Below are 24,374 nucleotides of genomic sequence, written 5' to 3' on the forward strand. Positions count from 1 at the left end.
GACGCCCTGGCCGATCGTGAGTGGCGATAGTCGCCAGAGCGACTATCGCCACTCACAGGGTCAGGACTCGCGGTCGAGCAGGGACCGCTTCACCGGCAGGCCCCAGCGGAAGCCGCCGAGCGACCCGTCGGTGCGCAGGACCCGGTGGCAGGGCACGAAGAGCGCGGCGGCGTTGCGGGCGCAGGCCGAGGCGGCGGCCCGCACCGCGGCCGGGCGCCCCGCCTTCGCGGCGAACTCGGTGTAGGTCACCGGGCCACCGGCCGGGACCTGCCGCAGCACGTCCCACGCGTGCTCCAGGAACGCACCGGACCGCTGCCGCACCGGCACACCGTCCACGGCGGACAGTTCGCCGGCGTAGTAGGCGCGCACGGCGTCGGCGGCCGCGCCGCCCGCGGCGGGCTCCACGGTGGACGGCCGGATCGCGGTGTGCACCAGCGGGACCAGGTCGTCGAGGTCGGCGGTCCAGCCCGAGGCGAGGACCGCCCCGTCGTCGGCGACGACCACGGTGAACGGGCCGTCGGGGGTGTCGAGGGTCGTGCAGGTGCTCATGCCGTCCTCCAGACGGTCGGGTCGGCGGCCGGCCGGGCGGCGGCGCGCCAGAGGTGGGTCGCGGCGTACGACCGCCAGGGCCGCCAGCGGGCGGCGTGCCGGGTCAGGCCGTCCACGTCGGACGGCAGGCCCAGCGCCGCGGCGCCGCGGCGGACGGCGAGATCGGACACCAGGGGTTCGTCGGGGTCGCCGAGCAGCCGCATCGCGACGTAGCCGGCGGTCCAGGGGCCCACGCCGGGCAGGGCCTGCAGGTCCGCCCGCAGGCCGGCGGGGTCTCGCCCGGCGTCGAGCACGAGCGTGCCCTCGGCGACGGCCGCGGCGAGCGCGGCGAGGGCAGCGGCCCGGCGGGCGGGGCCGCCGACCGTCGCAGCCACCTGCTCGGCGAGCCGGTCGGCCGGCGGGAAGAGCCGGTCCGGGCCGTCGCCGGCAAGCTCCGCGGGCAGCGGGTCGCCGAGTACGGCGACGAGCCGGGCGCCCGTCGTGCGCGCCGCGGACACCGAGACCTGTTGGCCCAGCAGGGCCTTGACGGCGATCTCGAGCCCGTCGGCCGCCCCCGGCAGCCGGATCCCGGGCGTCGACGCCACGGAGGGCGCCAGCGCCGGGTCCGCGGCCAGCAGCTCGTCGACGGCGGCGGGGTCCGCGTCGAGGTCCAGCAGCCGGCGCAGCCGCGCCACCGCCGGGCCGAGGTCGCGGGGTTCGGTGAGCCGCAGCTCCGCCCGCACGTGCCCCGGCGTGTGGTCGCCGAGCCGCAGCGCGACGACGGCCGGGCCGTGCGGCAGCCGGAGCGTCCGCCGGTAGACCCCGTCCGCCACGGTCTCCGACCCGGCCAGCGCGCGGCCGGCGAAGTGGGCGAGGAGCCCGTCGGCGTCGAACGGCTCGCGGTGCGGGAGCCGCAGGCTCAGCGTCCCGGCGACCGGCGCCGGGCCGCGTCCGGAGGACTCCCGCCGCAGCACGCTCGGCGTGACGGCGTAGACCTCGCGCACGGTGTCGTTGAACTGGCGGACGCTCGCGAAGCCGGCGGCGAACGCGATGTCCGCCATCGACATCGGCGTCGTCTCGATGAGCAGGCGGGCGGTGTGGGCGCGGTGCGCCCGGGCCAGCGCCAGCGGCCCCGCCCCGAGCTCGGCGGTGACGATCCGGGTCAGGTGGCGCTCCGAGTAGCCCAGCGCGGTGGCCAGGCCGGCGACCCCGGAGCGTTCGACGAGGCCGTCGGCGATGAGCCGCATCGCCCGGGCGGCGAGGTCGGACCGGCTGTTCCAGTCCGGCGAGCCCGGGACGGCGTCGGGCAGGCAGCGTCGGCAGGCCCGGTAGCCCTGCTGCTGCGCGGCGGCCGCGGTCGGGAAGAACTCGACGTTGCGGCGCTTGGGGGTGGTCGCGGGGCACGAGGGCCGGCAGTAGATGCCGGTCGTGCGCACCGCCGTGATGAAGACGCCGTCGAACCGCGGGTCGCGCGCGGCGACGGCCCGGTAGCAGCGTTCGATGTCCAGCACGGGGACGACTCTGCCACCCCGCGCCACCCCGTTCTCGCGGGAATCGGACACGTGCGTGAGAGTTTCCCATCCTGCTCTCATCGCCCAGTCGCCCGGCGCCACCAGGCTCGTCGGCGTGCGCCGTCTCCCGCTGCTCGTCGCCGAAACCGGTCGCGCGGGGCTCAGCCCAGGCGGCAGAGGTCCCCGTCGAGCATGCCCATCGCGCAGGCGCGGCGGATGTTCGCGCGGGTGTCGGGGGACAGGCGTTCGGCGACGGCCTCGCGCACCCGCTCGCGCCGGCCCTCGCCCGGGCGGCGGTCCGCCACGGCGCTCTGCCGCCGGGCCACGGCCACCGGCTCGGTGACGGCGGGGACCGGCGCCGCGACGGGCTGCGCCGCCGCCGCGATCGCGGGAGTGAGCGCGATCGCGACGAGCGTGTCGCCGTCGACGACGCCGGCCCCCGCGGGTTCGGGGGCCGCGACGGGCGCGGCCGGGACCTCCGGGGCCTCGGGGACCGCGGCCGCGGCGAAGGTCGGGAGCGGCACGGGCGCGCTCGTCGCGGACAGCGAGACCGCCGTCATCGTGCTGCCGGACAGCGCCGCCAGCACCGTCCCCGCGATCGCCGTCCGTCCCACCGCACCCGCCGCCACGTCCCGCCCCTTCCGTCGTCCGGTACCCGGGCTATCGACGGCCGCCGGCGGGCGTTAGCCCGGACGGAGCAGCGGAACCCGATCGGGTGGTGGTGCCAGCACCACCCTCGACCCGCGGGCAGCACCGCTCCTGCTCGGCAGGCTCGCCGGATGTATCCGGGCGGCGGGTCGGAGAAGTCTCTCCTGTGACGGCCGGACGCCCCGGTCGTCGGGAAGGACGTCATGCGCCCCGCCGACCAGGCACCCGCGACCGAGGAGCCCTCCGCCCGGATCGACCGGCTCGCCCGTGCGGCCGCGACCGGGGACCGCCGCGCCTGCGAGGACCTGATGGCCGCGGTGCACCCACCGGTGCTGCGCTACTGCCGCGTTCGGCTCGCCCAGGGCGCCGGCGACGCGACCTCGGCCGAGGACATGGCGCAGGACACGATGATCGCCCTGTTCAAGGCGCTGCCGAAGGCGGACCTGGACTCGGGCCCCTTCCTGGCGCTGGCGTTCACGATCGCCCGCAACAAGATCGTCGACACCGTGCGGCGGCGCGGCATCTCCCGCATCGACCTCACCGACCAGGTGCCGGACAGCGTCTCGACCGCCGACGCCCCGGACGAGCTGAGCCTGCGCGCCGAGCAGGCGCGGATGGTGCAGCGGCTGCTCGGCCGGCTGCCCGAGCGGCACCGCGACGTGCTGCGGCTGCGGCTGATCGAGGGCCTGTCGGCGGCCGAGACCGCGGCCGTGCTGGGCTCGACGCCCGGCTCCGTCCGCGTCACCCAGCACCGCGCCCTGACCAGCCTGCGCCGCTACCTGGCGGAGCGGCAGGGCACGCCCGCGGTCCCGCGGCAGGCCCCCGAGCTCGCCGCCGTGTGACCTGCCCCGCCGGGTCCGGTACGAGGGGTCCGGAGCCGGCGGGGCGGAACGACTACCCTGGACGCTCGTGTCCCTCACCCTCGGCATCGTCGGGCTGCCCAACGTCGGCAAGTCGACCCTGTTCAACGCCCTGACGCGCAACGACGTGCTCGCCGCGAACTACCCGTTCGCCACGATCGAGCCCAACGTCGGGGTGGTGCCGCTGCCGGACTCCCGCCTGGACACGCTCGCCGAGATGTTCGCGTCGGCCAAGGTCGTGCCGGCCACGGTCTCGTTCGTCGACATCGCCGGGATCGTGAAGGGCGCCTCCGAGGGCGCCGGGCTGGGCAACAAGTTCCTCGCCAACATCCGCGAGTCCGACGCGATCTGCCAGGTCGTGCGGGTGTTCGCCGACGACGACGTGGTCCACGTCGACGGAAAGGTCGACCCCGGCTCCGACATCTCGGTCATCGAGACCGAGCTGATCCTGGCCGACCTGCAGACGCTGGAGAAGGCGGTCCCGCGGCTGACCAAGGAAGCCCGGATGCAGAAGGACCGCCGCGAGGTCCTGGCCGCGGCCGAGGCCGCCGCGGAGGTCCTCAACTCGGGCCGCACGCTGTTCCAGGCCGGCGTCGACCCCGCCCCGCTGCGCGAGCTGACCCTGCTGACCACCAAGCCGTTCCTCTACGTGTTCAACGCCGACGAGGGCGTCCTCACGGACGAGACCCGCAAGAAGGAGCTCACCGACCTCGTCGCGCCCGCCGAGGCCGTGTTCCTCGACGCCAAGGTCGAGTCCGAGCTGCTGGAGCTCGACGAGGAGTCGGCCCGCGAGCTGCTCGAGTCGATCGGCCAGCCCGAACCCGGCCTGTACTCGCTGGCCCGCGCGGGCTTCCGCACCCTGGGTCTGCAGACCTACCTCACCGCCGGGCCCAAGGAGGCCCGCGCCTGGACGATCCACCGGGGCGACACCGCCCCCCAGGCCGCCGGGGTGATCCACTCGGACTTCGAGAAGGGCTTCATCAAGGCCGAGATCGTCTCCTACTCCGACCTCGTCGACGCCGGCTCGATGAACGCCGCCAAGTCCGCGGGCAAGGTGCGAATGGAGGGCAAGGACTACGTCATGCAGGACGGGGACGTGGTGGAGTTCCGCTTCAACGTGTGAGCGGGACTATTTGCGCTGGTCATCGCACTTCCAGCCCCGCTGTCGGTTCGCAGGAGTCCGCAGGATCGCCCGGAGCCGCATGACGAGGGCACGGCGGCGGGTCGCCTCCGCCACCTCGGCCCCAGGGTGGTCGCACTGCGGTCCGGCCATCCCACCTGGCTCGGGGGCTTCCGACCCGCCGCAGGTGTCGTCACCGGTCGTCCTCGCCCTGCCGCACGGGAGACCTAAGGCCCTTACATCCACGGGCGCTGGGTCCGACCCTGCTGCGAGGACGCGCGGCGACTGCGAGGACGCGCGGCGACAACCCGAGGTGGAGAGAGCGATGGTCGAGCAGACGAGCCCCGGCAGCACGACGGGTGCTGCGGACGGGCACGGGGGTGCGCGGTTGAGCGGCGGGGTGATCGCGACTCTCGTCGGAGTAGGGCTGCTCCTCGTTTTCATGATCCAGAACACGGCGCCGGTCACCTTGCACTTCCTCTTCTGGAGCTGGTCCTGGCCGCTGTGGTTGTTCACCCTGGTCACCGCGTTGCTGGGCGCGGTGGTGTGGTTCGGACTGGGCGTCCTGCGCCGCCATCGGCGCCGAGTGGCGCGCCGGGCGAGTCGGTGAGGTACCGGGCGTACCAGGAGGCGCAGGCGTCGTCGACGTGCCGGCTGCCCGAGGACGTTCGACCAGCTCAGAGGGTTCGCCGAGAGTCCGCTTCAGCGTGGAGCGGGGGCCACTTCCGCAGTCAGCAGAAAGCCTGCCGTCGTGTTCGACGGCAGGCTTTCGGATTCGCGGGCGGGAGGATCGGATCAGCCGCCGATCGCGGCGAGTCCGCGCTGGAGATCTTCCAGGTTCATCGCGGGCACGATCTCGACCACTGCGCCCATCTGGAACAGCGGCTCGCTGATCTTCGGAAGCTGGCCCGGGTCGTCCAGGTCGAAGACCGCGATCATGGTCCGCTGACCCCGCACGGGCGCGAAGTAGGCTGCCTCGGGCTTGATCATCTCGATCGTCGCCTGGATCGTCTTGGCCATGTTGCCGCTGGCGATGGCCTCACTTCCCTTGTCGACGTTGGGCTGGGCGACGAGCAACATGCGCATGACGGACCTCCGTCCTGGTGGTGGGGCGACTCGCACCGTTACCTGGTGTCGGAGGATGCGACGCGAGTCGCACCGCCATGGCGTGACCAATGGGCCCCAAGTCACCGCGACCGTGCCGGTCTCCGCGTGGCACTTGGGGCAGTGAGCCTACTGCGCCACGCCGAACTCCGATTTCGTCAATACGTAGAACTGCGTACTGCGGAGCGGTTCGCGCCCTGATCCTCCAGGTCGGGCGGAAAGCCGATGCCGCCCCTCCTCGCGATCTCGGTGCCGTTCTCGATCAGGGCTGCGCCCTCAGCGGAGCCTCTCGTAGCGCAGGTACACGGTGCCGCTGCGGAAGGCGCGCTGCTCGAGCAGCCGCAGCCGCAGGTCGGCGCCGAGCGGGAAGTACGGCTTGCCGCCGCCGGTGAAGGCCGGCACCACCCGCGGGCGGAACTCGTCGATCAGGTCCAGCAGCGATGCAGCCAGACCGGCGCCGCCGACGGCCAGGTCACCGTCGGTCTCCTTCTTGAGCCGGACCACCTCGTCGACCGCGTCGGCGCGGCGCACCAGCCGGCACCCGGGTGCGACCGACTCCAGCGAGTCGGAGAACACGATCCGCGGCGTCGCGGTGTACTCGCGGGCGAACTCCGCCTCCACCTCGGACCCGTCGGCCCGCTCCGGCGCCGTCCAGAACTCCTCCATGACCTCGTAGAGGCCGCGGCCGAACAGGAACGCCGTCGTCTCGCGGGTCTGCTGGTTGGCGAAGCGGTGCACCTCCTCGTCCGGCTCGGAGAAGCCGATGGCGCCGGTCGGGTCCTCGATGTAGCCGTCGAGGGAGATGCTCATCGAGTAGCTGAGAGTGCCCATGGGGAAGGAGACCGCCCGGCTGATCCGAACTCATCGTCAGCGGGTCCGGACGAGCGCCACGGCCTTGGCCGGTCGCTTGCTCGCGACCGCTGCTCGAGCGGGTCGTCCGCTTCCTCACTCCCGGCGGCCGGGCCCGGATGATCGTGTGCGGGCGCTGCCCAGGCGCTCGTGCAGCGCTCGGACCCGGGGGTGGCGGCCGTGGCTCACGTAGATGCCCTGCACGAGCCGAAGGAGGTCCTCGCGTGCAGCGGTCCAGCGCCGACGCACGTCGTCGACCTCGTTCTCGCTCAGCACCGAGCCGTCGTGGGCTGCGGCCTGCAGCTCGCGCAGGGCCTCCCGCATCGAACGCGAGGCGACGCGGACGGGATGCGTGCGCTCGCCGGACAGGAGCGAGACCACGTTCGACTTCCGTTCCGCCTCCTCGACGGCGTCGTCGGCGTCGTTCCGCAGACCGTGCCAGCGCTCGTCCCCGGGGGATGCCTGGTGGAGGCGACGCAGGGCGCGGAACTCTGCGTCCGAGGCGGACAGGAACTCGGCGACGCCGTCGACGAACGCCTTCTCCCACCGGGCCTCGGACTGGTAGCGCCTCGTGCGCCGGTCGCGCACCGACTGCGCCGCGGCCGCGATCACGCCGCCGAGCACGGTGCCCGAGAGGGCCGAGATCGTCCCTAGCCAGGTCGGGTCCGCCACCCGACGAGGGTACCGATCACCACGCGATTCACCTCGTCATCGAGGTGCAGCGCAGGAGGAGTCCCGCGCGGGAGCTACTGCGCGGCGCTGGTGGCGATGCTGGTCAGGGTGGGCCCCGACCAGCCGCGGGCGACGGGCTCCGCCTGCGCGTTGACGACGACGTGGCCGTCGCGGCGGGAGGCGTAGGCGTCGCCGGTGTAGCGGACGGTGCCGTACCGGCCGCGCTCCCGGGACAGCTCGGTCACGTTGCCCGTGCCGCTGGAGTCCAGGAGCTGCTCGAGCGCACGGGCGCTCGACTCGTCGGGCATCTCGACCCAGGACACCGCGACGACCGCCGCGTCACCGTCCTGGTCGCGCAGCTCGAAGTGGGCGCGGTGGAGAGCCGCGCAGGGGGTGCCGCGGAAGAAGTCCTGGATCTGGCCGTAGGAGTTGGCCACGCAGTCCGCGGAGTCGTCGGTGACCGTGGCGGTCACGCGGACGCCCTGCCCGACGAGACGGGTCTGCGCCGCGCTCGAGTCGCTGCTGCCGACGTGCGACCCGTTCTGTGCCTGCGCACCGTCGTCGGCCGAGACGGATGCGTCACCGGACGACATCGCGTTCCCGATCGCCGTCGCCGCGCCGTTGCCGGCCAGGAGGGCTATGCCCAGGGCGATGGCGAGTGACGTGCGTCCGCCACTGCCCTTGCCGCGTCCGCCACCTGTGTCGCCGATTCTCACTGCCAACGGGGAGCCCTCCGGGTCACACTCACGGTCATAGGGACAGCGCGTCCCGTGATTCCGGCGTTACGTCGACCGTCCGGGCACGTGCAGGGTCGGCCGGTAGATCAGCTCCTGGATGTGGCCGTCGAGCGTCCGGCTCCCGATCAGCTCGAGGTCGAAGTCGGCCGCACCCCGGAAGATCGGGTCCAGCCCGGTCTGCCCGGTGATCACCGGGAACAGGGTCACCTGGACGCGGTCGACGAGCCCGGCGGCCATCAGCGCCCGGTTCATCGACAGGCTGCCGTGCGAGCGCAACGGCACCTCGGACTCCTCCTTGAGACGGGCGACGACGTCGACGGCGTCGCCGCTCGCGACGGTCGCGTCCGGCCAGTCGAGAGGTCCTTCCAGGGTGGTCGACACGACCGTCGCCGGCAGGCTCCGCATGCGGGTGACCCAGGGGTCCCGCACCTCGGAGTCCTCGGTGCTGGTGGCCAGCATCTCCGCGAACGCGCGGTACGTGGTGGCCCCGAAGACCATGCGCTGCTCGTCGTCGTACAGGGCGAGGCGGTGATCGAGCAGCTCGGGGCCCTGCTTGCCCCAGTAACCGGTCCAGTCGCCGGTGGCGGCGCCGAAACCGTCGAGGCTGGAGAAGACGTCGAAGGTGTAGGTCGCGGTCATGATCGCTCCTCGGATTCCGGGTGCTCGGGTCGGGGGACAGACCGGCGATCACGGCCGGACTCATCGCCGTCGGACACTTGGAGCCGGCGCTGCTCGGCCCTCGCGTCGGCGTGACCCGGCTACGTTGGCGACGGTCCCTTTCTTCAACGGCGAGGAGAGCTCATGCGCACCGGCATCGTGATGACCGCCCGGCCGGGGGTCGAGGATCTGGCCGTCCGGGCCGAGGAGCTGGGGTTCAGCAGCTTCTGGGTCTACGACACCCCGATGGTCAACGGCGACCCGTTCGTGTCCCTGGCGTTGTGCGCGAAGGCGACGAGCAGGATCAAGCTGGGGATCGGCGTCACCTCGCCGGCCTTGCGCTCGACTCCGGCCGCCGCGGCCGCGGTGTCGAGCCTCAACGCCATCGCTCCGGGCCGGGTGATCTGCGGGGTCGGCACCGGCAACACCGCCCGGCGCACGCTCGGGATGCTGCCGACGCGGATGGCCGAGCTCGAGTCGTTCACCGCGGCGCTGCAGGACCTCACCGCGGGCCGGGAGACCGGGTACCGCGAGGGCGACCGGGAGCGCACCATCCGGTTCCTGCACGTCGGGCCCTCTGTGAACACGGCGGATCCGGTGGAGTTCGTCGTGGCCGCGTTCGGGCTGAAGGCCGCCGCGATCGCGGGCCGGCTCGGGGCCGGGGTCATCTCCTTCGGCCTGCTCGCGCCCGAGGCGTGGACGGCGTTCGACGCGGCGCGGCGGGAGGCGGCGCGCGGCGCCGGCCGGCCGGAGGAGGCCGACTCCTACGTCATGACGTCGCTGCACGTGCTCGCCCACGGCGAGGACCGCCACGGCGACCTGGCCCGGGACAGCATGGGCCACGTCGCGATGGCCCTCCTGACGTTCGCCGCGGACAACCCGGGGTTCGCGGAGACGTTGGAGCCCGACGAGGCCGACGCCGTGCGGCGGCTGCTGGAGCGCCGCGGCACCACGGCGACCGACCCGAACCGGCACGCGACGCTGTACCGCAACTATCTCGGCCGCATCGAGCCCGAGGACCGCGACCTGGTCGTGCCGTCGCTGGTGGACAAGCTGGGTCTGGTCGGTACCCGGGCCGAGCTGCTCGACCGCATCGCCGCGATGGAGAAGGCCGGCATCACCGAGATCGTGATCCAGCCCGTCGTGGACCCCGAGAGCGAGATGACCGAGCTGGCGGCCCTGATGTCCTGAGGTCGGGAGCGCCGCGGGGTGGCCGGCCCCTCGGCCTGCCGGTCATCGCTCCTCCTGCCCGCGACGGGTCAGCAGGCGGCCACCGATCAGGCCGGCCACCGCCGCGGCGCCGACCAGGCCGGCACCCGCGGCCGTCCCGAGACCCTGGCGGACCCGGACCTCCGGCCGGATCACCGCGGGCTGCGGCGGGGGCGGCGGCCGCTCGACCTGGTTCTCGCGCGCGGTGGCCGCCCACGCGGCGATGAAGATCAGGAAGCGGGACACCGTGTACATGAAGACCATGAGGCCGAGGATCGGGCCGAACGCGGCGCCGGTCGGGCTGCGGGTGACGAACGCGAGGTACACCACCATCCCCTGCTTGATGAGTTCCATGCCGACCGCGGCGAACGCCGCCGCGCGTCTCGCGCTGTGCCAGGTCATCCGCTCGCGAGGCAGACGCGCGTAGATCCAGAGGAACAGCAGCCAGTCGGCGAGCAGGCTGAGGACGACGCCGAGCACGGTGAGGAGCACGCGGGCCCATCCGAAGTCGGCCAGTCCGAGGAGCTCCAGGATCCGCTCGGCGAAGAAGCCGGCCGCGGTGGTGATGCCGAAGGACACCGCCGCCGCCAGCCCCAGCCCGAGCAGCGCGGCCAGGTCGACGGACAGCCGGCGCAGGAACGGCGGCGCCTGCGGCGGTTGTCCCCACTGCTCGGACAGGGCGGCGCGCAGGTTGCTCATCCACCGCAGCCCCGTGTAGGTCGCGATGAGGATGCCGATCACCCCGACCGTCGAGGCGGACGCCACGGCCTGGTCGATGATCGAGTTCACCGTCGCCTCCAGCGTGGCCGGCAGGGCCTCGTCGATGTGCGCCCGCAGCCGCGCGAGGGGGTCCGGCTCGGAGACCAGCACCAGCGTCACCACGGCGAACGCCACCATGGTGAGGGGCACCAGCGCCAGCAGGCTGAAGTAGGTGATCCCGGCCGCGTAGTGGTTCCCGTGCCGCTCGGTGTACCGCACACCCGCGCGCACCACGTGGTCGAGCCACGGACGGCGCCGGCGGAGCCGGTCGAAGCCGGCCAGGACGTTCGGCTGGTCGGTCACCGCGGCCTCCCACGACGGTCTCCGGTGCGGCGACCACGGTCGCGAACGCGCCGCCGGCTCCGCTCACCCCGGCGGGGTGACGTGCACGGGCCCGGCGTCGTGCCGACCCCCCGCGCAGGCCGTCACCGGTCCCCGGTCCGAGGGTGGCACCTCGCTGCTCGTCGACGCGAGGGGCGGGACCGGGCACGATGCCGGGGTGGACACGCAGGCGGGTCCCAGCCTGCGGGCGAGCGGCCGCGACGTCCGGGACGGCCTGATCGGGCTCGTCGCCACGGGTCTGGCCCTGCTCATCGCGGCGTGGGTCCTGGACGGGCTGTCCTTCGCACACTGGTGGACGGCGTTCGTGGTCGCCGCCGCGATGGGCGTGGTGGACGCGCTGGTGCGCCCGGTACTGCGGGCCCTCGCCGGACGTGCGGGCGCCGTGACCGCGCTCGTGCTCGGCGTGCTCGTCCAGGTCGCCGTGGTCGAGCTCGCGCTCCTCGCGGTGCCGTCGGCCTCGGTGGCCTCCCTCGGCGACGCGGTGGCCACGTTGGTGATCGTCGCCGTCGTCTCGGCCGTGACCCGCTGGCTGCTCGGGATCACCGACAGCTCCTACATCGTCGCGGACCTGATCCGCCGGGGCGAGCGGCGACGTCGTCGCGCACCGGCGGCCGGCCCGGCCCCCGGGTCCTCCCCGGTCGGGGTCGTCGTGGTGCAGGTGGACGGCCTGCCGTTCCCGTTGCTGCAGCACGGCGTCATCTCCGGGGTCCTGCCGACCCTGGCCCGCTGGGTGCGCACCGGCAGCCACGACGCCGTCCGGTGGTGGGCGCGGGTCCCGTCGACCACGCCGGCGAGCCAGGCGGCCCTGCTGCACGGCACCAACGACGGCATCCCGGCCTTCCGCTGGTACGAGAAGGACACCGGCCGTTTGATGGTCGCCAACCGCCCCGCGGACGCGGCCGACCTCGAGGGGCGGCTGTCGGACGGGCGCGGGCTGCTGGCCGACGGCGGCGTGAGCGTCTCGAACATCTTCAGCGGGGACGCGCCGACCTCCTTCATGACGATGAGCCGCATCACCGGTCGCGGCGGCCTCGGCCCGGGTCGCGGCTACGTGCGGTTCTTCGCCAGCCCGTTCGTGTTCCCCCGGGCCCTGGTCCGCACGCTCGGCGAGATGGTCAAGGAGCTCCACCAGAGCAGGCGGCAGCGCCTGCGGGGGATCGAGCCGCGGGTCCGCCGGCGCGGCGCCTACGTGGCCCTGCGCGGGCTGACGAACGTCCTGCTGCGCGACCTCAACGTCGCCCTGGTCGCCGAGCACATGATCGCCGGAGCGCCGGTGGTCTTCGTCGACCTCGTCGACTACGACGAGATCGCCCACCACGCCGGGGTCGCTCGGCCGGAGTCGCTCGCCGCGCTGGCGGGTGTGGACGAGGTCCTCGGCACCCTCGAGAGGGTGGCGGCGGCCGCGCCGCGGGAGTACCGCTTCGTGGTGCTGTCCGACCACGGGCAGAGCCAGGGCCCGACGTTCCGCCAGCTGACCGGCCGTGGCCTCGAGGCGGCGGTCCGGGAGCACACCGACGCGTCGAGGACGGCGATGCTGGCCGACACCGGCGACGTCGAGGTCTGGGGCCCGCTCAACGCGATGCTCGCCGAGGTCCTGTCGGCCGTCCGGCCGGCGCGGTCCGACGGGAGGCGGGGCCCCGGCGGCACCGGAGTCGTCGTCGGACCCGAGCGGGGGAGCCGGGGCGCGACGACCGCCGGGCCGTCCGACGGCGAGCGGCCGGAGCTGGTCGTCGTGGGGTCGGGCAATCTCGGGCTGGCCTGGTTCCCCCGGCTGCCGGGCCGCGTACCGGTCGAGGAGCTGGGGCGTCGGTTCCCGGCGCTGATCCCCGGCCTGCTCGCCGAACCCGGGGTGGCGTTCGTCGTGGTGGACAGCGCGCGCGGCCCGCTGGCCGTCGGCCCGGACGGGGTGCGGGTGCTGCTCGACGACGTCGTCGAGGGCCGGGACCCGCTGGCCGCGTTCGGTCCCCGGGCCGCGGCCGACCTGGCGCGCGTCGCCGTCATGGACTCCTGCCCCGATCTCTACGTCCACTCCACGGTCGACCCGCGCACCAGCGAAGTGCATGCCTTCGAGGAGCTCGTCGGCTGCCACGGCGGCCTCGGCGGCTGGCAGAACGACGCCGTGCTCGTCCACCCGGCGGACTGGCCGCTGGCGGCCGACCTCCTCGACCGCACGGTCGAGGGCGAGGCGCTGCTGTACGGGGCCGACGCCGTCCACCGGCAGCTCGTGCGGTGGCTCGAACGGTGCGGCGCACGACACCTCCCGGCCCCGGAAGCCCCGTCCGGCGACGAGCGACCCTGCGCCGTGCCGGGCCCACCCGGCGCGGGTGAGGTGGCGGCGCGGATCGACAGGACGATGGGGATCACCGGGGAGGGGATCACCGGGGAGGCCCGCGACCGGACGGGTGCGGAGGAGGCGGGATGCTGACGCGGATTCGGGACATGCCCTCGGGGACGGTCGGCTTCGAGGCGGTCGGGAAGGTCGACGACGACGACTTCTCCGACACCGTCGAGCCGGTGCTCCGGCGGGAGATCGCAGAGGGCCGATCGATCCGGCTGCTCTACCTGCTCGGCCCCGACCTGCGGGAGTACGAGGGGGACACGCTCGCCGAGGAGGTCAAGTTCGCGGCGCGCCACCCCACGTCCTACGAGCGGGTCGCCGTCGTGAGCGACGAGGAGTGGCTCAGGCCTGCGCTCCGCGTGCTCTCCGTGCTGGTCCCGGGACAGCTGCGCGCCTTCCCGGTCGCGGAGCTGCCCGCGGCCAAGGACTGGCTGGCCGCCGGCGACCGGCCGTAGCCGCACGCGCGTCGCGCTCCCGGTCCGCCGGCGTCCCGTTCCGGGACGTGCGCCGGGACCTCGGCCGGTCGCGCACGGCCCTCACGGCGGCACCGCAGGCGGCGCGGTACGGCAGGGCGGTGCAGGCGAACCACCGGGGCACGGGGCACCGCGCCCCGGCCCGGGCCGGTGGACGAGGCGGGGTCCTCGCGGCGCGCGAGGACCCCACGCCGCCTCACCGCTCCACGTGCAGCAGCCCGAGCCGCCGGGTCGCGCGGGTGATCGACACGTAGAGGTCGGCCGGGTTGTGCGCCCGGATCCGCTCGGGGTCGACGATCACGACGGCGTCGAACTCCAGGCCCTTCGCCGACACCGGGGTGTGCACCTCGGCCGGGAGGTCGGCGAGGCCCTCGACGTCCGCGGCGACGACCGCCAGCGTGCCGCGTTCCAGCTGCGCCGCCTCGGCCTCGACGGCCTTGCGGACCTCGGCGACCAGCCCCGGCGCGGGGACGGCGCGCTGCCACGGGTCCTCGCCCGCGTCCCGCACCGACTCCGGCGGCCGGCGGTCGGGGGCGAACTCGGCCAGCACCTCCGCGGCGAGGGCCATGATCTCGGTGGGCGTCCGGTAGTTCACCGTGAGCGTCCGGTAGGTCCACCGGTCGCCGAGGTGGGGACCCAGCACGTCCGCCCACGCCTGCGCGCCCGCCGGGGCGCTGCGCTGCGCGAGGTCGCCCACCGCGGTGATCGAGCGGGACGGGCAGCGCCGCAGCAGGACGTGCCAGTCCATGGCGGACAGCTCCTGCGCCTCGTCGACGACGAGGTGCCCGTACCGCCAGTCCCGGTCGCCCGCCGCCCGCTCGGCGACGCTCGCGAGGTGCCCGGGCACCTGCCGCGCGGCGAGCACGTCCGCGGTCACGAAGTCGGTCGGGCGCAGCTCGTCCGGGTCCTCCCCGGCGATCTGGCGGTCGGCCGACTCCAGGATGCTCAGCACCTCCGCGGCGTACACGCCGTCGGGTTCGGCCGGCTGGGCGCGCCCGGCGGGCGGGGGACCGAGCAGCTCGGCCAGCTCGTCGAGCAGCGGCGCGTCCGCCACCGTCCACGCCGACCCCTCGGGACGGTGCAGCCCCGCGAGCCCGTGGCCGGCCGACGCCAGCCGGTCCGGGGACGCGAACAGCTCGGCCAGGGCCTGCTCGGGCGTCAGCACCGGCCAGAGCTCCTCGACGGCCGCGTGGAAGTCGAGGTGGGACCGCAGGTCGTCCCGCAGCTCGGCGCGCAGCTGCGCCGAGACCTCCGCCGCGCCCGCGGGCTCGATCTCGGGGATGTCGAGGCCGCGGAGGAGCTCGGCGAGCTCGGGCGGGTCCTCCAGGCCCTGGTCCAGCTTCTCCAGACCCTGCTGGACGAGCAGGCTGCCGAGCGAGTCGCGGAACGCCGTCCGGGCGGCGTTGTGCGGCAGGCCGGTGGCCCGGGCGCGCCGCCGCGCCTCCGCCGCCGTCGACCGGTCGATCACGACGGTCACGTCCTCGAGCTCGAGGGCGATCGGCGCGGCGGGCAGCGCCTGGCGGTCGGCGACGGCCCGACGCAGGACCGCCAGCATCGCCAGGTCGCCCTTCGTGCGGGCCACGTCGTCCTCGTCGACGGCGGTCGCGACGACACCCTGCGCCAGCCGGCCCGGCGTCGTGAACACCACCGCAGACTCGCCCAGCGCGGGGAGCACGCCCCCGACGTACCGGACGAACCCCGCACTCGGCCCGACGACCAGCACGCCACTGCGGGCCAGCCGCTCGCGGTGGGCGTAGAGCAGGTAGGCGGCTCGGTGCAGCGCGACCGCGGTCTTCCCGGTCCCCGGGCCGCCCTCGATCACGACGGCGCCGGACAGGGGCAGCCGGATGATCGCGTCCTGCTCGGCCTGGATCGTCGTGACGATGTCGCGCATCGTCGAACCGCGCGGCGCCTTCAGTGCGGCGAGTAGTGCGGGATCGGACGCGGACCCGGAATCCGCCTCGCCGTCCAGCACGTCGTCGTGGAATGTGGTGACCCGCTCGTCCGGCGCTGTTCCGGCGAGCTGGAAATGCCGCCGCCGGGTCACGCCGAGTGGTGTGGCCAGGGTCGCGCAGTAGAACGGTCGTGCCGCCGGCGCCCGCCAGTCGGTGAGCGCGTTCTCGCCGTCCGCGGGATCGGTGAGCCCGATGCGGCCGATGTAGCTCGTCGACCCGTCGGTGTGGTCGAGCCGCCCGAAGCACAGGCCCGACCGGGCCGCCGACAACGCGCTCACCCGCTCCGACCAGCGGTGGACCGACACGTCCCGCTCGTAGCGGGCGCTGAGCTCCTCACCCGTCGGCGCGGCCAGCACCCCCCGCGCCTTCGCTGCGGCCGCCGCGAGCTCGGTGGCGAGCAGTGCGTGCAGCCGCCGGATCCGCTCGGTCTCCGCGTCGACCTCCTGCTCGACAGAAACTCTTTCCACGCACTCTCCGTTCGTGCTATCCTGAGCTTGCAGAGCTGCGAATTCCGCCTCTGATCGCACCCCTCAGAATAACTTCCCCGCACATTCCTGCGCAATTGTGTCGCCGGGTGGCTTCCGGGTTCCGAGCATGCGGAAGCGACGAGAGTCCCCGGGTCGGGACCCGGGGACTCTCGTCGCGGCCTCCTGTGTCAGCCGAGGATCCGTGCCTTCTGGGCGGCGAACTCCTCGTCGGTGAGCACGCCCTGGTCCCGGAGCTCGGCGAGCTGCTTGAGCTGCGTGATCATGTCGGGCCCTGCGGCCGCCGCCGGGGCGGGCGGGGGAGCGGGGGGCGCGTAGCCGCCCTCCGGCTCCATCTGCGCCTCGTAGGCCCGCTCGCGTTCGGCGGCGGTCTCCGCGTCCCGGTCGGCGAACTTGCGGGCCTGGCGGCGCTGCACCCGGCCGGCCACCGAGCTGGCGGTGCCGGCGATGATCGCGGTGCGGGCGATCCCGCGGAGCAGACCTGGCATGGTGTCCTCCCTCAGCTCGGCCGGGCGACGGCCTCGAGCCGCTCCACGGCCTCGAGCACGTCCGGCGCCGGGATCCGCTGGCTCGCGACGAGCTCCCCGCCCGCGTCGAGCACCGCCCCCACGAGCGGTGCGGCCCAGTAGTTCTCGTAGAGGATGAGCGCGGCCATCGTGCCCGGCCGCATGAGCTCGGCGACCGCCCGCACGTCGTCGTCGTGGATGAGCCCCGACTGCGCGCCCTCGAACGCGGTGAAGCCGCCGATCCCGGCGGACGTCACGTCGGTGAGGTCGATGCCCGAGTACGACCCGTCGGCGGCCTTGCGGATCACCGTGAGGTCGTAGAGGCGGACGATGTCGCGCCGGACGAGGTCCATGAGCGCATCGCCGCAGGCCTTCGTGTCGGCGTCGTCGGGGAACTCCAGGAGCACGAAGTCGATCGGCCCCGCGCTGATCTGATCCGGCATCGCTGCACCACTCTCCCGTCCCGCCCGGAATGGTCCGGCCGCATCGGACGCTAGGCAGCGCCGGCACGGGACGGCTCACCCCTGACGGACGACTTCGCGACGCGGACCGCGGCGATCACTGCACGTCGTCGGTCGTCGCGCGTGGGGTCGTCGGGCGACGACGAGGTCCGGATGGTGGCGCCGACCTGGAGGAGAAGGGACGAGCGGGGATTGATCGGCTTCCTGAGGGGAGCCCGATGACCATGACGTACCTCGTCGGCATCTTCGTGATCGCGGCCATCGTGGTGTTCGTCCGCGGCGACGGCGGCCGGGTAGGGCTCGCCATCGTCGCGATCGCTGCCGCCCTCGTGTTCGGGCGCGACGACTCCGCGGCGGCCAGCGCGGCGAACTCCGTCTCCGACACCGCGGAGGTGGTCGAGACCGCGGGCTCGGTGAACCCGCCGTGATCGCGCGGACCGGCGCGGCGCTCCGAGTCCGCTCCACCCGGTCCCACGGGTGCCCGCGGCGGGCGGTCCACTACGCCGGGTGGGTGCAGCGTGTGGCCGCGTCGCTTGCCCCGCGGGGGCCGCTGCTGCTGGAGTACCCGCGTGACCGACCCGCTGCTCGGCCCGCAGGACGCCGCCACCGCAGCCCGGCTCGCGCACGAGCCGATCCTGTGGCTGAGCACGGTGGACCGCACCGCCCGGCCGCACACGGCGCCGGTCTGGTTCCTGTTCGCGGACCCGCGGATCGTGGTGTTCAGCCGCCCGGACACGGCGAAGGTCGGGCGGATGCGGCGGAACCCCGCGGTGGGCTTCTCGCTCGACAGCGCCGCGGGCGGCACGGACATCGTGCTCGGCGAGGGCGACGCCACCCTCGCCGGCGCCGACGACGTCGTCGACGACCTGGCGCCCTTCGAGGAGAAGTACCGCGTCCTGCTGGGCGGGCAGAGCTTCGCCGAATGGCTCCGCACCTTCTCCCAGCCGGTCGTCGTCACGGTGACGAAGATCGTCTCCTGGCGGCCCGGCCCGGGCGGGCTGGACCACCGAAGGATCGTCTGATTGTGCTCAGGAGGGGTTGGTCGGGCTCTCCACCTTCTGCTTGATCTCGGCGAGGGTGTGTTCGAGGCCGGCGCGGATCCGGTCGCCGTCGACGTGCTCGGTGTGCAGGGTGACGGTGACCTCGGAGCCCTCGGCCGCGACGTTCACGGACAGCTCGCCGTGGTAGCCGTTCGGCCCCTCGGACCCCCAGCGCAGGGAGCGCAGGGCCGGGTCGCTGTCGAACCAGGCCTCGCCCTCCTTGCGCTCGCCGTCGACGTCCGCGACGACGTGCACCTCCTCGGCCCCGCCGGGCACGTCGCCGGTGGCGGCGCTGCCGGTCGGCTCGGCCTCGCGCATGGAGTCGAAGTAGTCCGGGAGGTTGTGCACGTCGGACAGGTAGCGGAACAGCGCGTCGGGCTCGGCCGCCACGGTGGTGGAGTGTTCGTAGTCACCCATGCCGAACGGATACCCACCGGGCGGCCGGCCCACCCCGGTCAGCGCCGGGCGCGCACCGCCGCCGCGAGCTCGTCGAGCAGGGTGGAGGTGGTGTCCCAGGACAGGCACTTGTCCGTGACCGACCGCCCGTAGACGAGCTCGCCGCCGAGGGACTGGTTCCCCTCGACCAGGAAGCTCTCCATCATCAGCCCGGTCACGCCGATGTCGCCGTCGGCGATCCGCCCCGCGATCTCCCGCACCACCTCGGCCTGCCGGACGTGGTCCTTGCGCGAGTTCCCGTGGCTGGCGTCGACGACCACGCGCTCGGGCAGGCCTGCCTTCGCGAGCCGCTCCCGTGCGTCGGCCACGTCCTCGGCGGAGAAGTTCGGGCCGGCCGCGCCGCCGCGCAGGATCACGTGCGCGTCGGGGTTGCCGGTGGTGCGCACCAGCGCCGCGAGCCCGTCCGGGTTGATCCCCATGAACACGTGCGGGGCCGCGGCCGCGCCGATGCCGTCGACGGCGACCTGGACGTCGCCGTCCGTGCCGTTCTTGATGCCGACCGGCATCGACAGCCCGCTGACCAGCTGCCGGTGCACCTGGGACGCCGCGGTCCGGGCACCGATGGAGCCCCACGTCACGGTGTCGGCGATGAACTGCGGGGTGATCGGGTCGAGGAACTCGCACCCGACCGGCAGGCCCAGGGCGGTGATGTCGAGCAGCAGCCGGCGGGCGGTGCGCAGGCCGCGGTTGACGTCGAAGCTGCCGTCGAGGCCCGGGTCGTTGATCAGGCCCTTCCAGCCGACGGTCGAGCGGGGCTTCTCGAAGTACGCCCGCATCACGACGAGCAGGTCCCCGGAGAGCCGCTCCGCCTGCGCCGCGAGCCGGTGCGCGTAGTCGAGCGCCGCGGCGGGGTCGTGGATCGAGCAGGGGCCGACGACGACCAGCAGCCGGTCGTCGCGGCCGTCGAGGACGTCGACGACGTCCGCCCGGCCACGGGTGACCACGTCGGCGACCCGGTCGTCGGCCGGCAGCTCGTCGCGCAGCAGCGCGGGGGAGAGCAGCGGGCTGATCCGGGCCGTGCGGTGCTGGTCGAGCGCGGCCGTGGAGATCGTCGCGGCGGCGGTGTCGAGGGGGGACATCGGGGTGGGGTCCTTTCGCGGACCGGCCCCGGTCACACATCCGCCGAGCCGGCCCAGGTGGTTACCGGCTCTCGTGGGGATGGGTCAGCGCAGCTGGCTGCGTGCCGACCCATCCCGGGCCGGCCCGCTAAACCAGTATCGGCGCGCCATGCACACCACCGTAGCAGCCGTGCTCAGCCGAGCGTCCAGATGGCGTAGTTGAGCGCCGCCGCGAAGGTGACCCAGCCCAGGTAGGGCACGAGCAGCCAGGCCGCGGCGCGGCTGTGCCGGGCGAACAGCGCGATCGTCGCGACGATCGACAGCCACAGCAGCACGATCTCGGCGAACGCGACGCCCGGGAGCCCGGCGGCGAAGAACAGCGGGGTCCAGGCCATGTTCAGCAGGAGCTGCACGGCGTAGACGACGTGTGCGGGCGCGGTCAGCCCGGCCCGGCGCCAGACGAGCCAGCCGGACACCGCGATCGTCGCGTAGAGCACTGTCCAGACCGGCCCGAACAGCCACGACGGCGGTGCCCAGGAGGGCCGGGCGAACGAGGCGTACTGCTCGGCGGCCGACGCCGAGGCGAGCCCGCCGACCACGGCGACGACCACCACCGCGGCGACGAACCCGAGCAGCGCGAGCAGGGCGGGCGGACGGACCCGGGACGCGTGAACGGTCATAGCGGACAGTCTCGACCATCGAGAGACTTTCCGCGCGACGAACCGCTCGCCGACCGATCTACCGCTCGCCGCACGCGGCCGCGAGCGCGCATAACGCCGTCACGACCTCCCTCGATCTCCCAGATGGAGTCCTCCCCATTTGGACAGGTGATGATCAGCGAACTGTGCGAACCCGGGACCGAGCCGCTGCGGACCGGACGCCACCGCCTCCCCGTGACGCCGCTGGAGCGGGCGTCGCGCGTGGTGGCGGCGGCGGTCGACGGCGCCGAACTGCTGGCCGAGGCCGGCGGCCTCCTCCAGCACCTCGTCACGGGTGGCGCGGAGGTCGAGATCCTCGTGGCGGTGGACGCGGACACGCGCCTGCTCGCCCGGTGCGGGCTGCGGTCGGTCCCGGTGCACCGGCTCGGCCTGCGGCGCCCGTTGCACACCGACGCGGAGGACGACCTGCTCGCCGCGCTCAGCGAGGTCGTCGGCTTCGATCCCGGTCCGGGCCTGGGGATCCTCGCGCCGGGCGAGCTCGCGGACCGGCCGGACCGGGCCGCCGTCGCGCACGCCACCGAGGTCGCGGCGGCGGTGTACGGCGCGGAGATCGCGCGGTCGCAGCCGGACCGGCCCGCGGCGGCCCCGTCGACGGGCTACCTGCTCGAGGGACCCGAGGCGGCGCACAAGCGGTACGCGGTGGGTCCGGCGGCGAGCCTCGTCGAGTCGTTCCTCGCGGACCTGCGCGTCACGCGGCCCCGGGGCTGAGGACTACCGGCCGGCGGCGTCGATCCGGGCGGAGATCTGCGCCGCGAGCTCGGTGTCCATCGCGGTGAGCCCGCCGGCGGAGTGCGTCGACAGCCGGAAGGTGACCTTCCGCCAGCGGATGTCGATGTCCGGGTGGTGGTTGCGCTCCTCGGCGTCCTCGGCCACCCGGTCGACGACGGTGATCGCGTCGGGGAAGCTCGGCAGCTCGGCGGTGCGCACGATCGCGTTCCCGTCGCGCTCCCAGCCGGGCAGGTCGGCCAGCGCGGCGGTGACGGCGTCGTCGTCCAGCAGTTCGGCCATGCCGGCCATCATGGAGCAGCCGGCCCGCTCAGGCATCCCTGCGCTGCATGCGCCAGAGGGTGAAGCCGATGCCGATCGCCGTGTAGCAGAGCGCCCGCAGCGTCGACGAGCCCATGGCGTCGAGCGTGATCGGGTACCGCAGCGCGTCCGCCCCCGCCGACCAGCCCGAGGTGAGCAGCCACCGCTGCAGCCAGTCGAGCGCCGGGATCGCGGACAGCACCCCGAACGCGATCAGCCCGCCCAGCACGCTCGCCAGCACGACGAGCGGGTGCTCGGTCAGCGACGACACCGCCAGCGCCACGGCCCCCACCGCCGCCAGCTGCCCGACGACCCACACGGTGACCAGCGCGACCCGGGCCAGCCCGGCGCCGAGGCCGAGCGTGGTGCCCGACAGGGTGACCATCCCGCCGTCCGCGCTGCCCACCACGATCATGCCCGCCAGCACCCCGACGACGGCGATCGCGAGCGCCGCGGCGGCGGCCACGACCAGCACGCCGAAGGCCTTCACCCCGACCAGCCGCAGCCTGCTGACGGGCGCGAGCAGCAGCCCGCGCAGGGTGCCGTTGGCGGCCTCGCCCGCGATCGCGTCGGCCGCCGCCATCGCCACGGCGAGCGGCAGCAGCAGCGCCAGGGCGACGGTGAGGGCAGCGATCGGGAGCACCAGCCCGTTTCCGGCGACCGCCCCGATCAGCCCGCCCCCGCCGTCGCGGTCGGCGACCACCACCCCGATCGCGATGAGGACCGGGATCAGCGCGAACAGCCCCAGCGTGACCAGCGTGCGGGGGCGGCGGAACACCCAGCGGACCTCGGCCGCGAGCAGCCGGCCCAGGGGAGCGGCGGCGCGGGTGTCCGGCCCGGTCTCCGCGGTGATCGTCATGACCCCTCCGTGAGCTGCGCGAACAGCTCCTCCAGCCGCGGGCGGCGCCGGCGTGCCTCGTGCACCGCGACGCCCGCGCGCACCAGCAGCGCGACGATCTCGGGCGGCTCCGGACCGTCCGTCACGACCACGCCGGGCTCGCCGCCGGTGTCGCGGGTGGCGACCGCGCCGGCCTCGGCCAGCAAGCGCAGGGCGGGCTCGACGTCCGGCGTCACGATCACGAGGCCGCCGGTCCGCGAGTCGAGCAGCCCCCGCAGCTCCCCGGCCGCGACCAGCGACCCGGACTGCAGGACGGCGACGTGCGTGCAGGTCGCCTCCACCTCGGCCAGCAGGTGCGAGGAGACGATCACCGTGGAGCCCGCGGCGTGCAGGTCGGCGATGATCGCCCGGACGTCCCGGGTGCCGGCCGGGTCGAGGCCGTTGGTCGGCTCGTCGAGCACCACCAGCCGGCGGGGGACGAGCAGTGCCCCGGCCAGCCCGAGCCGCTGCTTCATGCCGAGGGAGTAGCCGCGGAACCGGCGGTCGGCCGCGTGGGTGAGCCCGACGCGTTCCAGGGCGTCGCCGACGGCCCGCGGGATCGCCGCCGCGTCGAGCAGCGGTTCGGCGGCGGCCATGCGGCGCAGGTTCTCCCGCCCCGACAGGAACGGGTGGAAGCCCGGCCCCTCGACCAGCGCCCCAACGTGCGGGAGCGCGGCGGCGACGTGCGACAGGGGCCGGCCGAGCAGCTCGGCGGTGCCCGCGGTGGGGCGGGTCAGCCCGAGCAGCATCCGGATCAGGGTGGTCTTGCCGGAGCCGTTGGGCCCGAGCATGCCGAGCACGGCGCCGGTGGGGACCTCGAGGTCGAGGCCCGCCACCGCGACCGTGCGGCCGTACACCTTCCGCAGGCCGGCGGCGCGGGCGGCGGGAGCGGCGGTCACCCGCGCAGCCTCCCGCACGGGGGAGGTCGTCACTTCGAGAGGGCCTCGGTGAGCACCTGCTCGGGCACGGCGCCCGCGGCGACCCGGCCGTCGTCGGTCAGGATCGCGCTCGCCACGGCGGTGGTGACCAGTCGTCCGCTGCCCCACGACCCGCTGACCGGGGTGCCGAGCTGCGAGAGGTCCGGGCCGCCCTGCGGGGCCTGCTCCTGGGCGGGGCGCTTCCCGATCACGACCGTGTCCCACCCGTCGCCGACGACGGTCGGTTCGGCGCCGGCCGGCCTCCCGCCGTGGTCGCCGCCCTGCGGGGCGTCCTTCACCGTGGTGCCGGGCGGCGGGGTGAAGGTGAACAGGGCCGGGTCCTGCGGGCCGAACGTGATGTCGGTGAACCCGACCTCGAAGGCCGGGTCGGCCGAGCCGGTGGCCAGGACGGTGAGCCGCAACGGGATCCGCTTCTCCGAGTCGACGGCGATCCGGACCTCGCGCAGCAGCGTCCGCTCGGTGGGCTTGGGCGCCAGGACCAGCTCGTACGCCGGGCGGCCCGCCACCTCCGCGGTGCCGTCGACGCTCACGGTGCTGGTGGTGCGCAGCCGCTCGATCGCGTCGGCCGCCGAGCGGGTGGGATCCGCGGCGCCGGCGTCGGGCCGGTGCTCGCCCGGCGTCACGGCCTTCTTCGTGGCGGTGCGGTCCGTGGAGTCGTACGACCAGGCGGTGGTCCCGTCGGAGACCAGCGTCTTCTCGCCCTGGTCCGACGGCAGCGCGACGCGGCCCTTGCCCGCCCCGTCCGACCAGACGCGGGCCTCCTTCGTGCCGTTCGCGAGCTCCGGCGCGCCGGGGATCGCGGGCAGCCCGAGCGCGTTGTCCAGCTCGACCGTGCCGTTGAGCGGGCCGGGGTTCGCCTGCGCGACCGAGGTCACCAGGTCCTCGGGCGAGACCGGCGGCAGCTCGGGCGCCGCACCCGCGCCGGCGGGCATCGCCACCAGTCCCAGCCCGACCGCGCCCGCGATCGCCACGCCCGTCCCGATCCGGGCCCACAGCCGTCCTGCCGTTCCCACTGCCATGCCGGTAAGCCTGACGCATCGGGGCTG

At 74.4% G+C, this 24,374-nt stretch carries 28 protein-coding genes; 9 read left to right on the top strand and 19 right to left on the bottom strand.

What is annotated here, in order from left to right:
- Window positions 1–60 precede the first annotated feature (60 nt).
- From PKE99_RS20830 to PKE99_RS20840, 3 genes are all read right to left on the bottom strand, one after another.
- Window positions 61–549, bottom strand: a complete 489-nt coding sequence (locus tag PKE99_RS20830) for a methylated-DNA--[protein]-cysteine S-methyltransferase (protein WP_037042979.1) — start codon at window positions 547–549, stop codon at window positions 61–63.
- Window positions 546–2,120: an AlkA N-terminal domain-containing protein gene (locus PKE99_RS20835; RefSeq protein WP_081923948.1), complete on the bottom strand. Its 1,575-nt coding sequence runs from the start codon at window positions 2,118–2,120 to the stop codon at window positions 546–548. Before PKE99_RS20835 ends, PKE99_RS20830 begins: the two co-directional genes overlap by 4 nt.
- A gap of 80 nt (window positions 2,121–2,200) precedes the next feature.
- Window positions 2,201–2,668 (bottom strand): hypothetical protein, encoded by a 468-nt coding sequence (locus PKE99_RS20840; protein ID WP_271214903.1) that lies wholly within the window; start codon window positions 2,666–2,668, stop codon window positions 2,201–2,203.
- A 222-nt stretch (window positions 2,669–2,890) separates the two neighbouring features.
- Here PKE99_RS20840 and PKE99_RS20845 point away from each other — a divergent pair, with 222 nt between their 5' ends.
- From PKE99_RS20845 to PKE99_RS20855, 3 genes are all read left to right on the top strand, one after another.
- Complete coding sequence (locus PKE99_RS20845) at window positions 2,891–3,529, top strand: sigma-70 family RNA polymerase sigma factor (RefSeq protein ID WP_051737071.1); 639 nt, start codon at window positions 2,891–2,893, stop codon at window positions 3,527–3,529.
- A 67-nt stretch (window positions 3,530–3,596) separates the two neighbouring features.
- A complete protein-coding gene (ychF, locus tag PKE99_RS20850) occupies window positions 3,597–4,670 on the top strand; it encodes a redox-regulated ATPase YchF (RefSeq protein ID WP_037042976.1) in 1,074 nt (357 codons plus the stop codon).
- A 322-nt stretch (window positions 4,671–4,992) separates the two neighbouring features.
- On the top strand, window positions 4,993–5,277 hold the full coding sequence (locus PKE99_RS20855; RefSeq protein ID WP_197040532.1) for a LapA family protein: 285 nt from the start codon (window positions 4,993–4,995) through the stop codon (window positions 5,275–5,277).
- Window positions 5,278–5,462: 185 nt separating this feature from the next.
- On the opposite strand, the gene PKE99_RS20860 is transcribed toward PKE99_RS20855, so the two are convergent.
- The 5 genes from PKE99_RS20860 to PKE99_RS20880 form a co-directional block, all read right to left on the bottom strand.
- Window positions 5,463–5,753 carry a hypothetical protein gene (locus PKE99_RS20860; protein WP_037042975.1) on the bottom strand — a complete coding sequence of 97 codons (291 nt, stop codon included), beginning with the start codon at window positions 5,751–5,753 and terminating at the stop codon, window positions 5,463–5,465.
- A 294-nt stretch (window positions 5,754–6,047) separates the two neighbouring features.
- Window positions 6,048–6,602 (bottom strand): dihydrofolate reductase family protein, encoded by a 555-nt coding sequence (locus PKE99_RS20865; RefSeq protein WP_037042974.1) that lies wholly within the window; start codon window positions 6,600–6,602, stop codon window positions 6,048–6,050.
- Between the two features lie 114 nt (window positions 6,603–6,716).
- Window positions 6,717–7,292 carry a hypothetical protein gene (locus PKE99_RS20870; RefSeq protein WP_037042973.1) on the bottom strand — a complete coding sequence of 192 codons (576 nt, stop codon included), beginning with the start codon at window positions 7,290–7,292 and terminating at the stop codon, window positions 6,717–6,719.
- 74 nt (window positions 7,293–7,366) lie between these two features.
- A complete protein-coding gene (locus tag PKE99_RS20875) occupies window positions 7,367–7,885 on the bottom strand; it encodes a hypothetical protein (protein ID WP_156067350.1) in 519 nt (172 codons plus the stop codon).
- 189 nt (window positions 7,886–8,074) lie between these two features.
- Window positions 8,075–8,668 (bottom strand): dihydrofolate reductase family protein, encoded by a 594-nt coding sequence (locus tag PKE99_RS20880; protein ID WP_037042971.1) that lies wholly within the window; start codon window positions 8,666–8,668, stop codon window positions 8,075–8,077.
- Between the two features lie 162 nt (window positions 8,669–8,830).
- Here PKE99_RS20880 and PKE99_RS20885 point away from each other — a divergent pair, with 162 nt between their 5' ends.
- Complete coding sequence (locus PKE99_RS20885) at window positions 8,831–9,877, top strand: LLM class flavin-dependent oxidoreductase (RefSeq protein ID WP_037042969.1); 1,047 nt, start codon at window positions 8,831–8,833, stop codon at window positions 9,875–9,877.
- Between the two features lie 42 nt (window positions 9,878–9,919).
- Here the strand turns inward: PKE99_RS20885 and yhjD are convergent, their stop codons facing one another.
- Window positions 9,920–10,957 (bottom strand): inner membrane protein YhjD, encoded by a 1,038-nt coding sequence (gene yhjD, locus PKE99_RS20890; RefSeq protein ID WP_051737068.1) that lies wholly within the window; start codon window positions 10,955–10,957, stop codon window positions 9,920–9,922.
- A 196-nt stretch (window positions 10,958–11,153) separates the two neighbouring features.
- On the opposite strand from yhjD, the gene PKE99_RS20895 reads away from it, so the two are divergent.
- On the top strand, window positions 11,154–13,421 hold the full coding sequence (locus PKE99_RS20895; RefSeq protein ID WP_063739695.1) for a phage holin family protein: 2,268 nt from the start codon (window positions 11,154–11,156) through the stop codon (window positions 13,419–13,421).
- The gene (locus PKE99_RS20900; protein ID WP_037042967.1) at window positions 13,415–13,789 is read left to right on the top strand and encodes a SpoIIAA family protein; all 375 of its coding nucleotides are present in this window, start codon (window positions 13,415–13,417) and stop codon (window positions 13,787–13,789) included. The genes PKE99_RS20895 and PKE99_RS20900 overlap by 7 nt, the downstream gene beginning before the upstream one ends.
- A 214-nt stretch (window positions 13,790–14,003) precedes the next feature.
- On the opposite strand, the gene PKE99_RS20905 is transcribed toward PKE99_RS20900, so the two are convergent.
- The 3 genes from PKE99_RS20905 to PKE99_RS20915 all read right to left on the bottom strand — a co-directional run bounded on the left by PKE99_RS20905 (window position 14,004) and on the right by PKE99_RS20915 (window position 17,196).
- On the bottom strand, window positions 14,004–16,229 hold the full coding sequence (locus PKE99_RS20905; protein WP_231498122.1) for a helicase domain-containing protein: 2,226 nt from the start codon (window positions 16,227–16,229) through the stop codon (window positions 14,004–14,006).
- Window positions 16,230–16,417: 188 nt separating this feature from the next.
- Window positions 16,418–16,735 (bottom strand): SHOCT domain-containing protein, encoded by a 318-nt coding sequence (locus PKE99_RS20910; protein WP_037042965.1) that lies wholly within the window; start codon window positions 16,733–16,735, stop codon window positions 16,418–16,420.
- Between the two features lie 11 nt (window positions 16,736–16,746).
- Window positions 16,747–17,196 carry a DUF6325 family protein gene (locus PKE99_RS20915; protein ID WP_037042963.1) on the bottom strand — a complete coding sequence of 150 codons (450 nt, stop codon included), beginning with the start codon at window positions 17,194–17,196 and terminating at the stop codon, window positions 16,747–16,749.
- A gap of 236 nt (window positions 17,197–17,432) precedes the next feature.
- Between PKE99_RS20915 and PKE99_RS20920 the strand changes: the two genes are divergently transcribed.
- Both PKE99_RS20920 and PKE99_RS20925 read left to right on the top strand, forming a co-directional pair.
- Window positions 17,433–17,642 (top strand): hypothetical protein, encoded by a 210-nt coding sequence (locus PKE99_RS20920; protein ID WP_037042954.1) that lies wholly within the window; start codon window positions 17,433–17,435, stop codon window positions 17,640–17,642.
- Between the two features lie 141 nt (window positions 17,643–17,783).
- Window positions 17,784–18,236, top strand: coding sequence for a pyridoxamine 5'-phosphate oxidase family protein (locus PKE99_RS20925; protein WP_051737067.1), 453 nt, complete (start codon window positions 17,784–17,786; stop codon window positions 18,234–18,236).
- Between the two features lie 6 nt (window positions 18,237–18,242).
- On the opposite strand, the gene PKE99_RS20930 is transcribed toward PKE99_RS20925, so the two are convergent.
- The 3 genes from PKE99_RS20930 to PKE99_RS20940 form a co-directional block, all read right to left on the bottom strand.
- The gene (locus PKE99_RS20930; RefSeq protein WP_037042953.1) at window positions 18,243–18,671 is read right to left on the bottom strand and encodes an SRPBCC family protein; all 429 of its coding nucleotides are present in this window, start codon (window positions 18,669–18,671) and stop codon (window positions 18,243–18,245) included.
- Between the two features lie 38 nt (window positions 18,672–18,709).
- Window positions 18,710–19,789 carry a 3-deoxy-7-phosphoheptulonate synthase gene (locus PKE99_RS20935; RefSeq protein ID WP_037042951.1) on the bottom strand — a complete coding sequence of 360 codons (1,080 nt, stop codon included), beginning with the start codon at window positions 19,787–19,789 and terminating at the stop codon, window positions 18,710–18,712.
- Between the two features lie 173 nt (window positions 19,790–19,962).
- Window positions 19,963–20,448 (bottom strand): TspO/MBR family protein, encoded by a 486-nt coding sequence (locus PKE99_RS20940; RefSeq protein WP_037042950.1) that lies wholly within the window; start codon window positions 20,446–20,448, stop codon window positions 19,963–19,965.
- A gap of 150 nt (window positions 20,449–20,598) precedes the next feature.
- Between PKE99_RS20940 and PKE99_RS20945 the strand changes: the two genes are divergently transcribed.
- Window positions 20,599–21,195, top strand: a complete 597-nt coding sequence (locus PKE99_RS20945; RefSeq protein WP_156067348.1) for a hypothetical protein — start codon at window positions 20,599–20,601, stop codon at window positions 21,193–21,195.
- Window positions 21,196–21,198: 3 nt separating this feature from the next.
- Here PKE99_RS20945 and PKE99_RS20950 read toward each other — a convergent pair whose 3' ends face one another.
- From PKE99_RS20950 to PKE99_RS20965, 4 genes are read right to left on the bottom strand one after another with little or no spacing between them, the layout of a single operon-like run.
- Window positions 21,199–21,495, bottom strand: coding sequence for a 4a-hydroxytetrahydrobiopterin dehydratase (locus PKE99_RS20950; RefSeq protein ID WP_037043196.1), 297 nt, complete (start codon window positions 21,493–21,495; stop codon window positions 21,199–21,201).
- A 28-nt stretch (window positions 21,496–21,523) separates the two neighbouring features.
- Window positions 21,524–22,372 (bottom strand): ABC transporter permease, encoded by an 849-nt coding sequence (locus PKE99_RS20955; protein WP_037042946.1) that lies wholly within the window; start codon window positions 22,370–22,372, stop codon window positions 21,524–21,526.
- On the bottom strand, window positions 22,369–23,289 hold the full coding sequence (locus PKE99_RS20960; protein WP_231498121.1) for an ABC transporter ATP-binding protein: 921 nt from the start codon (window positions 23,287–23,289) through the stop codon (window positions 22,369–22,371). The genes PKE99_RS20955 and PKE99_RS20960 overlap by 4 nt, the downstream gene beginning before the upstream one ends.
- Window positions 23,290–23,318: 29 nt before the next feature.
- A complete protein-coding gene (locus PKE99_RS20965; protein WP_037042942.1) occupies window positions 23,319–24,347 on the bottom strand; it encodes a LolA family protein in 1,029 nt (342 codons plus the stop codon).
- Window positions 24,348–24,374: the final 27 nt, after the last annotated feature.

Origin of the sequence: Pseudonocardia halophobica, assembly GCF_027922425.1 — a bacterium.
Lineage (GTDB): Bacteria > Actinomycetota > Actinomycetes > Mycobacteriales > Pseudonocardiaceae > Pseudonocardia > Pseudonocardia halophobica.

What these genes read in the sequence shown, in the direction of transcription:
- PKE99_RS20955 (WP_037042946.1), bottom strand. Translation starts at nt 22,372, where the DNA reads ATGACGATCACCGCGGAGACCGGGCCGGACACCCGCGCCGCCGCTCCC.
- PKE99_RS20965 (WP_037042942.1), bottom strand. Translation starts at nt 24,347, where the DNA reads ATGGCAGTGGGAACGGCAGGACGGCTGTGGGCCCGGATCGGGACGGGC.
- PKE99_RS20950 (WP_037043196.1), bottom strand. Translation starts at nt 21,495, where the DNA reads ATGGCCGAACTGCTGGACGACGACGCCGTCACCGCCGCGCTGGCCGAC.
- PKE99_RS20860 (WP_037042975.1), bottom strand. Translation starts at nt 5,753, where the DNA reads ATGCGCATGTTGCTCGTCGCCCAGCCCAACGTCGACAAGGGAAGTGAG.
- PKE99_RS20930 (WP_037042953.1), bottom strand. Translation starts at nt 18,671, where the DNA reads ATGGGTGACTACGAACACTCCACCACCGTGGCGGCCGAGCCCGACGCG.
- PKE99_RS20945 (WP_156067348.1), top strand. Translation starts at nt 20,599, where the DNA reads ATGATCAGCGAACTGTGCGAACCCGGGACCGAGCCGCTGCGGACCGGA.
- PKE99_RS20915 (WP_037042963.1), bottom strand. Translation starts at nt 17,196, where the DNA reads ATGCCGGATCAGATCAGCGCGGGGCCGATCGACTTCGTGCTCCTGGAG.
- PKE99_RS20845 (WP_051737071.1), top strand. Translation starts at nt 2,891, where the DNA reads ATGCGCCCCGCCGACCAGGCACCCGCGACCGAGGAGCCCTCCGCCCGG.
- PKE99_RS20885 (WP_037042969.1), top strand. Translation starts at nt 8,831, where the DNA reads ATGCGCACCGGCATCGTGATGACCGCCCGGCCGGGGGTCGAGGATCTG.
- PKE99_RS20865 (WP_037042974.1), bottom strand. Translation starts at nt 6,602, where the DNA reads ATGGGCACTCTCAGCTACTCGATGAGCATCTCCCTCGACGGCTACATC.
- PKE99_RS20935 (WP_037042951.1), bottom strand. Translation starts at nt 19,789, where the DNA reads ATGTCCCCCCTCGACACCGCCGCCGCGACGATCTCCACGGCCGCGCTC.
- PKE99_RS20920 (WP_037042954.1), top strand. Translation starts at nt 17,433, where the DNA reads ATGACCATGACGTACCTCGTCGGCATCTTCGTGATCGCGGCCATCGTG.
- PKE99_RS20910 (WP_037042965.1), bottom strand. Translation starts at nt 16,735, where the DNA reads ATGCCAGGTCTGCTCCGCGGGATCGCCCGCACCGCGATCATCGCCGGC.
- PKE99_RS20875 (WP_156067350.1), bottom strand. Translation starts at nt 7,885, where the DNA reads ATGTCGTCCGGTGACGCATCCGTCTCGGCCGACGACGGTGCGCAGGCA.
- PKE99_RS20900 (WP_037042967.1), top strand. Translation starts at nt 13,415, where the DNA reads ATGCTGACGCGGATTCGGGACATGCCCTCGGGGACGGTCGGCTTCGAG.
- PKE99_RS20855 (WP_197040532.1), top strand. Translation starts at nt 4,993, where the DNA reads ATGGTCGAGCAGACGAGCCCCGGCAGCACGACGGGTGCTGCGGACGGG.
- PKE99_RS20940 (WP_037042950.1), bottom strand. Translation starts at nt 20,448, where the DNA reads ATGACCGTTCACGCGTCCCGGGTCCGTCCGCCCGCCCTGCTCGCGCTG.
- PKE99_RS20880 (WP_037042971.1), bottom strand. Translation starts at nt 8,668, where the DNA reads ATGACCGCGACCTACACCTTCGACGTCTTCTCCAGCCTCGACGGTTTC.
- PKE99_RS20835 (WP_081923948.1), bottom strand. Translation starts at nt 2,120, where the DNA reads ATGAGAGCAGGATGGGAAACTCTCACGCACGTGTCCGATTCCCGCGAG.
- PKE99_RS20830 (WP_037042979.1), bottom strand. Translation starts at nt 549, where the DNA reads ATGAGCACCTGCACGACCCTCGACACCCCCGACGGCCCGTTCACCGTG.